This window comes from Aeromonas enterica (assembly GCF_054052465.1).
Map to the genome: position 1 here is coordinate 65,179 of NZ_JBSTYL010000023.1, position 10,344 is coordinate 75,522.

The window sequence follows — 10,344 nt, forward strand, 5'->3', positions numbered from 1 at the left end:
CATGAAATGCTGATCAGAGCATCAGACCGCCGAAGAAGAAGCCCAGCGCCACGGCGAAAGCGATGGTTGCAGTACCGGGGATGAAGAAGGGGTGATTGAATACCGCCTTGCCGATACGGGTGGAGCCGGTGTCGTCCATTTCGACCGCTGCCAGCAGAGTCGGATAGGTCGGCAGCACGAACAGGGCACTCACGGCCGCGAAAGAGGCGATGGCGGTCAGCGGGCTGACACCCAGTGCCAGTGCGGCCGGCATCAGAGCCTTGGTGGTAGCGCCTTGTGAATAGAGCAGCATGGCGGCGAAGAACAGCACCACGGCCAGCAGCCAGGAGTACTGGTTCAGCAGATCTCCGGCGATGAGCTGGATGGTGTCCATGTTGCCTTTTACGAAGACGTTGCCCAGCCAGGCCACACCCAGCACGCAGATACAGGCGGACATACCGGATTTGAAGGTCGGCATGTTGGTCACTTGAGTGGCGTCCAGTTTGCAGACCAGGGTCATGATGGTGGCAGCAGCCAGCATGATGCCCATGATGGCGCCATCACGGGGGATTGGCGGGGTGGTGATCAGGCCCACTTTACCGGAGATGGCGGTGGCATAGGCCATGACGGCCACGATGGCGGCGATGAAGATCCAGACAGAAACTTTGGCGTAAGGCTTCAGCTCCAGCTTGGTGGTGCCGCGCAGCTTGATCAGCCCCTTGGCTTTGCGCTCCAGATAGACTTCATCCAGCTCCAGCGGTTTGCCCATCATGTTGGCAATGAAGGCGCCCAGAATACAGGCGATGAAGGTGGACGGAATGCAGATGGCCAGCAGGGTCAGGTAGTCGACACCGAACGGCTCCAACATGCCAGAGAAAGCAACCACTGCCGCGGAGATCGGGGAGGCAGTGATGGCGATCTGGGAGGCGACAACCGCGATGGAGAGCGGACGGGAAGGACGAATGCCCTGTTCCTTGGCCACTTCGGCGATTACCGGCAGGGTGGAGAAGGCGGTGTGACCGGTACCGGCCAGCATGGTCATCAGATAGGTGACAATCGGGGCGGCGAAGGTGATGTATTTGGGGTTTTTGCGCAGGGCCTTTTCTGCCAGCGACACCAGGTAGTCCATGCCACCGGCCAGTTGCATACAGGCAATGGCACAGATGACGGACGCGATGATCATGATCACGTCCCAAGGGATGAAGGTGACCAGCTGGTCGCTCGGAATTTGTACCCCCAGGCCCCAGGTCAGCACCAGCACACCCAGACCACCGGCAAAGCCGATACCGATACTGCCTATCCGGGCACCCAGATAGATAGCGGCGAGCACGACAAGTAACTCGATAACAATCATAGTGAACACTCCATTTTCCAGTTTTTTTAGGTTTTATTTGGCAGAAAAGCCAATTCCCGATGGGACTGGGTGAGGCCGATCGGGAACTGACTTTATGGGCCGGGATGAACCCGGCCCATTTGCTCGCTTATACGGTGGCTTCGCGGGTGTAGCGCTTGGCTTTGTATTGCGGGTTCATCAGGTTCTCGATGGAGAGAATTTCATCCAGCTGTTCGGCAGTCAGCAGGCCGCGTTCCAGCACGACTTCACGGACATTCTTGCCGGTCTGGGCGCAGATCTTGCCGACGATATCCCCTTCGTGGTGGCCGATGAAGGGGTTCAGGTAGGTCACGATACCGATGGAGTTCAGCACGTGGTTCATGCAGATTTCCGGGTTGGCAGTGATGCCTTCGACGCACTTCTCGCGCAGGGAGATACAGGCTTTTTCCATCAGGCTGAGGGATTCGAACATGGCCTGACCAATCACCGGCTCCATGACGTTCAGCTGCAGCTGACCGGCTTCGGCGGCGAAGGTGATGGTTACATCGTTACCGAATACCTTGAAGCAGCTCTGGTTGACCACTTCCGGGATAACCGGGTTGACCTTGGCCGGCATGATGGAGGAACCCGCCTGCATTTCCGGCAGGTTGATCTCTTTGAGTGCGGTGCGCGGGCCGGAGGAGAGCAGACGCAGATCGTTACAGATCTTGGACATTTTCATGGCCAGACGCTTGATGGCGCCGTGCAGCATCACGTAGGCGCCGCAGTCGGAGGTCGCTTCGATCAGATCTTCTGCCGGCACATAGGCACGACCCGTGATCTCGGCCAGACGCTTGATGGCCAGAGCTGAGTACTCGGGCGGGGTGTTCAGGCCGGTACCGATGGCGGTCGCGCCCAGGTTCACTTCCAGCAGCAGTTCTTGGCAACGCTTGATGGACTTGATCTCTTCACGCAGGGTGACGGCGAAGGCGTGGAATTCCTGACCCAGGGTCATGGGAACCGCGTCCTGCAGCTGGGTACGACCCATCTTCAGGATGCTCTTGAACTCCTTGGCCTTGGCATCGAAGGCGGCGATCAGTGCTTCCAGCGCGTGCAGCGTGGTGTCTGTGCTGTTCACCACGGCAACGCGGAAACCGGTGGGGTAGGCGTCGTTGGTGGATTGGCATTTGTTGACGTGATCGTTCGGGTTGATGACGTCGTAGCGGCCTTTCGCCAGACCCATGATCTCGAGAGCGATGTTGGCCAGTACTTCGTTGGTGTTCATGTTGACGGAAGTGCCGGCACCACCTTGATAAACGTCGACCGGGAACTGGTCGAAGCATTTGCCGGTGTTCAGCATCAGGTCGCAGGCTTCTACGATCTTGTCAGCAATTTCAGGACGGATGGTGCCCAGTTCGCCGTTAGCCATCGCGGCGGCCTTCTTGGTCAGTACCATGCCGCGGACGAATTCCGGAACGTCAGAAATCTTCTGAGAGCTGATCTTGAAGTTCTCGACAGCGCGCAGGGTGTGCACACCGTAGTAGAAATGATTGGAAACTTCTTTGGTGCCCAGCAGGTCTTCTTCAATGCGGACGTTCTTGATGTCGCTCATTGTAATGCCTCAGAAATCAGATAAATGGAAACGATCCTCACCGAGTGGTCGCGAGTTCCTTACGCACGGCTCATCCTGAAGCACCACACATCGAGTGGGGCGGTTGGGGGCTTTTTTGCTCCCTTAAATACTGGTGTCGATATTACCCCAATTGAGGTATCTGATATTAGACCTGGATCACTAAATTTGAGACAACCTCAAATAACTTGTGGTCATTAAACAGATATTGCAATCGAACGATTTACTTTGACAGAACAAGGACTTCAATCACAGTCCATCATGCCGGTTTTTCTGAATATACGGTGCGCTATCACCCTTCAGACTTGAAAAACGAGAGGACACCCCCATTTTGATCTTCAGGGACCTACACCATGGTGGGTTGGCAGCAACATGATCCCGTTGGCTGCAACAGACCAGAGATTCATTCAAATTCACCCGCACCGAGGTTGTTATGGGCAAGTTATTTCTGTTGTTGGTCGGTCTTGTGCTGCTCGAGCTAACCGTGATGATCGAGGTGGGCTCAGTGATTGGCGCCTTGCCAACCGTCGGCTTGCTGGTGCTGACCGCCGTGCTCGGGTCGTCGCTGGTGCGCAGTGAAGGGATCAAGACCCTGCTCAATGCGCAGCGAAAGATGCAGCAGGGCGAGATGCCGGGCCGCGAGGTAATAGGGGGCATGATGCTGGCACTGGCAGGCTTGCTGCTGATCATCCCGGGGTTTGTGACCGATTTCTTCGGTATCCTGCTGTTGCAGCCCTGGCTGCGCAACAAGCTGGCCGACAAGCTGGTGGGCAGCGGCCAGTTCAGGATGCAGATGGGCGGTTTTCAGGCACAGCGGCCTCCATTCGAGGCACGCCCGGAAGAACGACCGGGCGAGGTCAATCGTGGCGGGACCACCATAGAAGGCGAATTTGAACGTAAAGAATAAATCGCAGTATTGAAACCGTGTCTGTCAGGATTTTCCCTGATGGCACAGCCGCTCGAAGCGGTGGCGGGCATACCACCAGGCCAGTGTGCCCGCCGCCAGATTGGCCAGCAGTATCCCCAGATAGACCCCCTGTTCTCCCCCCAGCTCAGCTCCCAGCCAGGCCCCTGGCAGCAAGAAGACGAACAGTCGCAACCCGTTGAACAGAAACGAGACGCTTGAGGCCCTGACGCCGTTGAGTGCCGAGGCCAGCAGCATCACCATGCCCTGGAAGCCGTAACCGATGGGCACCAGATGCAGGTAAAGAACGATGAGGCGCACCACCTGCGGGTGAGCGCTGAACAGGTTGGCGATGAGCGGTGCCAGCAGCCAGGTCAGGCCGTAGATGCCGAGCTGGAACAACAGGGCGAAGCGCATGCAAAATTGCAGCGCCGCCTTGGCGCGGGCCGGGTTGCCGGCTCCGCAGTTTTGAGAAATAAAGGGGGCCAGCACGGAGGAGAGCGCCATCATCACGATAAGCAGCAAGGCCTCCACTCTCGATGCGGCGCCGTAGGCGGCGACCACTTCCGTCCCCAGCCCGGCGAAGATGGTCATCAGTACGGCATTGGCCAGCGGGTTGAGCATGTTGGTAAACGAGGCCGGTATTGCCACGTGCAGCAAGGCGCGCCAGTGAGCAAACAGTTTTGGCCGGGGTGAAAGACGCCACAGCAGCAAGCCTTCCCGATGGCGCAATATATAGAGGCTGACCAGCATGGCCATCAACCAGGAGATCGAGGTGGCAATGGCTGCCCCGCGGATCCCCCATTCGGGGAAGGGGCCTATGCCGAAGATGAGCAGGGGATCCAGCACACCGTTGACCAGCCCCGCGACTCCCATTACCAGGCTTGGGGTCTTGGTATCCCCGGTGGCGCGGATGGCGGCATTGCCCACCATGGGCAGCACCAGCATGGGCACGGTCAGGTACCAGATCAGCATGTAGTCGTAGATGAGCCCGATCAGCGGGTCGCTGGCACCGAGCAGCCGGAACAGGGGTTGTATGGTGAGGGCGCCCAGTACAGAGAGCAGGGTGACCAGCACGACGGCGAGAAACAGGCTGTCGGTGGTGATGCGGGCGGCTTCATCATGCCTGCCTTGGCCGAGCGCGTGACCTATCACTGCCGAGAGCCCGGCCCCCAGCCCCATCGCCAGCGAGGTCACTACGAAGGTGACTGGAAAAGTGAAGCTGATGGCCGCCAGAGCCTGGGTGCCCAGCATGCCGATGAAGAAGGTATCGACCAGGTTGAACGCCAGTATGGCGACGATGCCGAGGATCATGGGACCCGTCATGCGCAGCAACACGGAGGTCATGGGGGCAGTCAGCATGGGATTGGGTCGGGTCAAGGTCTCGTCTCTTGCATCTGGCGAAGTGTGTTCTGGCTGCGGGCAGCGCAAATCCGGTTTCCTGACCGGGACACGAGCGATCCATCGAAGATATTCATAGTACGTGAAAATATTTTTTTTGTATTTGCCCTTGAAGGGTTAACAAAAACGCCCCACATCAGAGACATATCTAATTTGGCCAGGAATGGCCATTCCTCAAAGCAACACAGAGACTCATTTTGGGAGAGTTATCGATGAAAATTCGTCCACTGCACGACCGCGTCATCATCAAGCGCATCGAAGCTGAAGCCAAATCCGCTGGCGGCATTGTCTTGACTGGTACTGCGGCCCAGAAGTCCACCCGTGGTGAAGTACTTGCCGTGGGGACTGGCCGAATTCTGGACAATGGCGACGTCAAAGCCCTCGCCGTCAAGGTTGGTGACAAGGTGATCTTCAACGAAGGCTACGGTGTGAAGACCGAGAAGCTGGATGGTCAGGATGTACTGATCCTGTCCGAGACCGACATCCTGGCGATTGTCGAAGCGTAATCCACCCTTTTCCCCGAATTGATTTAAGGATTGAAGAAAATGGCAGCTAAAGAAGTCAAGTTTGGCAACGAAGCCCGCATCAAGATGCTGGAAGGCGTAAATATCCTGGCCGATGCCGTCAAGGTTACTCTGGGCCCGAAAGGCCGTAACGTGGTACTGGACAAGTCCTTCGGTGCCCCGACCATCACCAAGGATGGCGTCTCCGTTGCGCGTGAAATCGAGCTGGAAGACAAGTTCATGAACATGGGCGCCCAGATGGTCAAGGAAGTTGCTTCCAAGGCCAACGACGCCGCCGGTGACGGTACCACCACGGCTACCGTACTGGCTCAGGCCATCGTCAACGAAGGCCTGAAGGCCGTTGCTGCCGGCATGAACCCGATGGATCTGAAGCGTGGTATCGACAAGGCCGTTATCGCGGCCGTTGCCGAGCTGCAAGTGCTGTCCCAGCCGTGTGCCGACAACAATGCCATCGCTCAGGTGGGTACCATCTCCGCCAACTCCGATGAGAAAGTGGGCAAGCTGATTGCCGAAGCCATGGACAAAGTCGGCCGTGATGGCGTCATCACGGTTGAAGATGGTCAGGGCCTGGACGACGAGCTGGCTGTGGTAGAAGGCATGCAGTTCGATCGCGGCTATCTCTCTCCGTACTTCGTCAACAAGCCGGAAACCGGTTCCGTCGAGCTGGATGATCCCTTCATCCTGCTGGTTGACAAGAAAGTATCCAACATCCGCGAGATGTTGCCTGTGCTGGAAGGCGTTGCCAAAGCTGGCAAGCCGCTGCTGATCGTTGCCGAAGACGTGGAAGGCGAAGCGCTGGCGACCCTGGTGGTCAACACCATGCGTGGCATCGTGAAAGTGGCTGCCGTCAAGGCACCTGGCTTCGGTGACCGTCGCAAGGCCATGCTGCAAGATATCGCCATGCTGACCGGTGGTACCGTGATCTCCGAAGAAGTGGGCATGGAGCTGGAAAAAGCGACTCTGGAAGATCTGGGGCGCGCCAAGCGCATCGTCATTACCAAAGAAAACACCACCATCATCGATGGCGTGGGTGATGCTGCCCTGATCGAGAGCCGTGTGGCCCAGATCCGTCAGCAGATCGAAGAGACCTCTTCCGATTATGACCGTGAGAAGCTGCAAGAGCGCGTGGCCAAACTGGCTGGCGGCGTTGCCGTGATCAAGGTCGGTGCTGCCACCGAAGTCGAGATGAAAGAGAAGAAAGCCCGTGTTGACGATGCCCTGCACGCCACTCGCGCTGCCGTAGAAGAAGGCGTGGTTGCCGGTGGTGGTGTTGCGCTGGTACGCGTTGCGGCCAAGTTGGCCAATCTGCGCGGTGACAACGAAGATCAGAACGTGGGTATCAAGGTTGCCTTGCGCGCCATGGAAGCTCCGCTGCGTCAGATTGTCATCAACGCTGGTGAAGAGGCCTCCGTCATTGCCAACGCCGTGAAAAATGGTGAAGGCAACTTCGGTTACAACGCTTACACCGAACAGTACGGCGACATGCTGGCCATGGGTATCCTGGACCCGACCAAGGTGACCCGTTCTGCGCTGCAGTTCGCCTCTTCCATTGCCGGCCTGATGATCACCACAGAGTGCATGATCACCGAGCTGCCGAAGAAAGATACCCCTGCCATGCCTGACATGGGCGGCATGGGTGGCATGGGTATGATGTAATTCAGTCCCGGTTACCAAACGGCTCGCTTTTGCGAGCCGTTTTTTTTATGGCGACTAAACTGAGTCTATTGTTAGCGACGTTATCTGAGGTGAGTATGCGTGTACTGGGTTTGATTCCATTACTGTTTTCTCTGGCTATGCCAGCCATGGCACTGGAGGAGCCGCAGGGAACCGTCATCCTGAAGGTGACCGGTAATGTGATGCCCGCCGAGGCGACCGAAGGGGCTGTTGCCTTCGATCTGGCCATGCTCAAGGCGTTGCCACAGCACGAGATAGTGACAGGCAACCCTTGGGTCGACAAACCACACAAGTATGTAGGGCCCAAGCTGGCCGACGTATTGGCCGCCGTTGGAGCAGATGGCAAGGCCATCACCCTGACCGCCTTGAACAGTTTTCAGATCCGGATCAACTGGGATAAGGTCAGGCAATATGATCCGATCTTGGCTTGGCAGGATGATGGGGTCACCATGCGGGTACGGAATAAGGGGCCGCTTTGGTTTATCCTACCGCTGGATCAGTATCCGGAACTGAAAAGATCAGAGTTTACCGACATGATGATCTGGCAACTGAATTCAATTGATGTTCAACATTGATATTGCGGCTTGCGGGAGTATGAGTGAAAGCAAAGACCAAGGCATGGCCTTTACTTGTCGTTCTTTACCTGTCCATCCTGTTGTTTACGGGAAGTACTCTCTATTGCCTCGTGCAGATACAGAATGCGACTCGAGTGATGGAGAAGTATACCTATGACGTCTCCTGGGCCCTGATGCAACTGCAGTTGGAGTTGGGGCGTTTCCTCAACTCGGTTGAGGTTTACCATTATGGCGGTATCGATCACGATACCCTGATGCTGCGTTACGACATCCTTTGGAGCCGCACGCCCATCCTGCTCAGTGGCCAGCTGCGCCAGAGCATGAAAGACAAGCAGAAGACCCTGCGGCTGGTACAACTGATCGAAAGCAATATCCGCGAGATGGAGTCCAACATTACCAATCTGAAATCGGGTACGCCGGATTATCAGCAGATCATGATGCGGTTGGCACCTCTGCAGGAACCTCTCTCTTACTCCCTCGCGTCTGTCATGCAAAAGAACATCAATGTCTACTCGGGCAATGACAAGCGTTTCGGCCAGCTGCGCAATGCCTTGCTGTTCATGGTATCCGGGCTGGTGTTGTCGGTGATGTTGCTCAGTGGTCTGCTGATCCGTGAGGCTCGCCGCCACTTCCGTGCGGCACGAGTAGATCCCCTGACCGGGCTGGCCAACCGCTTGGCGTTGCTAGAGAAAATGGAAGCGTACGCAACCAAAGAGACACCGTTCGGCCTGGTGCTGGTGGATATCAACGATTTTCGCGACATCAACAGCAAATTTGGCTACAACACGGGTGACCTCCTGCTGCAGGAGCTGGCAAAGCGTATCCGCAGCTTGTGTGAAAATGGGGAGTGGGTGGCTCGTCTGGGGGGCGATCAGTTTGCCATGATCCAGCGCGAGGGCAGTGACCTGCGCCAAGTGAGGGAGCTGGTCGCCCGCCTGCTGCACGCGCTCAAGCAGGACATCATCATCGACAACTACCCGTTTCGGCTGGAGGTGGGGATCGGTATCGCCTTCTTCCCGATGGACAGCAAACTGACTCAGGAGCTGCTCAGCCGCGCCGAACAGGCACTGTTTCACTGCCGCAAGACCCATGTCCCCTATGTCATCTATGACAATTCGCTGCTCAATGAAACTGCGCGTCGCAAGCATTTGGCAAGTGACATGATCATGGCGCTTGAGCACAACGCTCTCGAGCTCTATTACCAGCCCATCGTCAACCTTGAAAGTGGCCGCTGTGAAGCGGTTGAAGCCTTGCTGCGCTGGCGTCACCCGGAATTGGGCTTCATTCCGCCCAATGAGGTGATCCAGGTGGCGGAAGAGTTCCAGCTGGCAGAGAAGCTGGGCAGCTGGGTGCTGAATACAGCCTGTGAGCAACTCTATCAATGGCAGCAGCTTGGATTGGTTGATCTGCAAATGTGTGTGAACATTTCGCCCGGCATGTACCAGCGCAACCTGTTGAAGTTGGTTGCCAAGGCTTTGATGGATCACCATATTCCGGCTGTCAGCCTGGTGCTGGAGGTGACGGAAGACACCACAATGCGCGAGGTGAAAAACTCCTTGCAGCTGATGCAGGATCTCAATCAGCAGGGGGTGCAGCTGGCACTGGATGACTTTGGTACCGGCTACTCCTCTCTCAGTTATCTGCAGAAACTGCCGGTCAGCAAGGTAAAGATAGATCGTTCCTTTATTCAGGGGATCGATACTTCGATAGAAGCCTCGGAACTGGTCGCCAACATTTGCCGCATGGGCTCAATGTTGGGCAAAAGCCTTGTGTGTGAAGGGATAGAAACCCAAGCCCAGCTTGATGTGCTGCGCACCCTTACGGACATTCATCTCTATGGCCAAGGATATCTGTTCAGCCGTCCCGAGCAGGCAGAGAAGGTATATCAGACCCTACTGGAGATGGAAGAACAGTGGCTGGAGCGGCGTCAACCCGCCAAGGCGTATTTAATTTAGCCAAAATAGCTTATGTATGTCCCAAGATGGCCGATAGTCTTAGGGCAGGAGGTACACCATGGATATATCTAGTTCTGCATCAACGTCATTTGGTTCTGCTTTGCTGACAGCCAGTCTGGCCAAAAAACAGCAAACCCAGGATGGTGAAGCCGCATTGAAACTGCTCCAGACGGCTGCTCAATCAGCCCCGACCGCAGCGACATCGGCCAGCTCCACACTGGGAAGTAAAATCGATATTCGCGTCTGACCCTAATGAAAAAGCCCTCATCCGTCGATGGGGGCTTTTTTATGGCTATGTTCCAATTACGTGTTGCATGGGGTGCCCCAGCGCCTCATGCAAACACGCTTTGATATTTACTCCCCTTCCGTAACGCTCCAGCATCCTGCGCC

At 56.5% G+C, this 10,344-nt stretch carries 9 protein-coding genes; 6 read left to right on the forward strand and 3 right to left on the reverse strand.

What is annotated here, in order from left to right:
- Window positions 1-13: 13 nt before the first annotated feature.
- Together ACW5XD_RS19445 and aspA are read right to left on the reverse strand one after the other, a co-directional pair.
- A complete protein-coding gene (locus ACW5XD_RS19445; RefSeq protein ID WP_456496294.1) occupies window positions 14-1,333 on the reverse strand; it encodes an anaerobic C4-dicarboxylate transporter in 1,320 nt (439 codons plus the stop codon).
- Between the two features lie 127 nt (window positions 1,334-1,460).
- Window positions 1,461-2,903, reverse strand: coding sequence for an aspartate ammonia-lyase (aspA, locus tag ACW5XD_RS19450; protein WP_042872601.1), 1,443 nt, complete (start codon window positions 2,901-2,903; stop codon window positions 1,461-1,463).
- A gap of 451 nt (window positions 2,904-3,354) precedes the next feature.
- Between aspA and ACW5XD_RS19455 the strand changes: the two genes are divergently transcribed.
- On the forward strand, window positions 3,355-3,828 hold the full coding sequence (locus ACW5XD_RS19455; protein ID WP_456496295.1) for an FxsA family protein: 474 nt from the start codon (window positions 3,355-3,357) through the stop codon (window positions 3,826-3,828).
- A 24-nt stretch (window positions 3,829-3,852) separates the two neighbouring features.
- Here ACW5XD_RS19455 and ACW5XD_RS19460 read toward each other — a convergent pair whose 3' ends face one another.
- The gene (locus ACW5XD_RS19460; RefSeq protein ID WP_456496296.1) at window positions 3,853-5,256 is read right to left on the reverse strand and encodes an MATE family efflux transporter; all 1,404 of its coding nucleotides are present in this window, start codon (window positions 5,254-5,256) and stop codon (window positions 3,853-3,855) included.
- Between the two features lie 182 nt (window positions 5,257-5,438).
- Here ACW5XD_RS19460 and ACW5XD_RS19465 point away from each other — a divergent pair, with 182 nt between their 5' ends.
- The 5 genes from ACW5XD_RS19465 (at window position 5,439) to ACW5XD_RS19485 (ending at window position 10,201) form a co-directional block, all read left to right on the forward strand.
- The gene (locus ACW5XD_RS19465) at window positions 5,439-5,732 is read left to right on the forward strand and encodes a co-chaperone GroES (protein ID WP_005318973.1); all 294 of its coding nucleotides are present in this window, start codon (window positions 5,439-5,441) and stop codon (window positions 5,730-5,732) included.
- 39 nt (window positions 5,733-5,771) lie between these two features.
- On the forward strand, window positions 5,772-7,406 hold the full coding sequence (gene groL, locus ACW5XD_RS19470) for a chaperonin GroEL (protein ID WP_456496297.1): 1,635 nt from the start codon (window positions 5,772-5,774) through the stop codon (window positions 7,404-7,406).
- Between the two features lie 95 nt (window positions 7,407-7,501).
- A complete protein-coding gene (locus ACW5XD_RS19475; protein ID WP_456496298.1) occupies window positions 7,502-7,999 on the forward strand; it encodes a molybdopterin-binding oxidoreductase in 498 nt (165 codons plus the stop codon).
- A 23-nt stretch (window positions 8,000-8,022) separates the two neighbouring features.
- Window positions 8,023-9,954: a putative bifunctional diguanylate cyclase/phosphodiesterase gene (locus ACW5XD_RS19480; protein ID WP_456496299.1), complete on the forward strand. Its 1,932-nt coding sequence runs from the start codon at window positions 8,023-8,025 to the stop codon at window positions 9,952-9,954.
- Window positions 9,955-10,012: 58 nt separating this feature from the next.
- Window positions 10,013-10,201, forward strand: coding sequence for a hypothetical protein (locus tag ACW5XD_RS19485; RefSeq protein ID WP_080741189.1), 189 nt, complete (start codon window positions 10,013-10,015; stop codon window positions 10,199-10,201).
- Window positions 10,202-10,344 lie beyond the last annotated feature (143 nt).

Coding starts and splice junctions, on each gene's coding strand:
- ACW5XD_RS19445 (WP_456496294.1), bottom strand. CDS start 1,333: ATGATTGTTATCGAGTTACTTGTCGTGCTCGCCGCTATCTATCTGGGT.
- aspA (WP_042872601.1), bottom strand. CDS start 2,903: ATGAGCGACATCAAGAACGTCCGCATTGAAGAAGACCTGCTGGGCACC.
- ACW5XD_RS19455 (WP_456496295.1), top strand. CDS start 3,355: ATGGGCAAGTTATTTCTGTTGTTGGTCGGTCTTGTGCTGCTCGAGCTA.
- ACW5XD_RS19465 (WP_005318973.1), top strand. CDS start 5,439: ATGAAAATTCGTCCACTGCACGACCGCGTCATCATCAAGCGCATCGAA.
- groL (WP_456496297.1), top strand. CDS start 5,772: ATGGCAGCTAAAGAAGTCAAGTTTGGCAACGAAGCCCGCATCAAGATG.
- ACW5XD_RS19475 (WP_456496298.1), top strand. CDS start 7,502: ATGCGTGTACTGGGTTTGATTCCATTACTGTTTTCTCTGGCTATGCCA.
- ACW5XD_RS19485 (WP_080741189.1), top strand. CDS start 10,013: ATGGATATATCTAGTTCTGCATCAACGTCATTTGGTTCTGCTTTGCTG.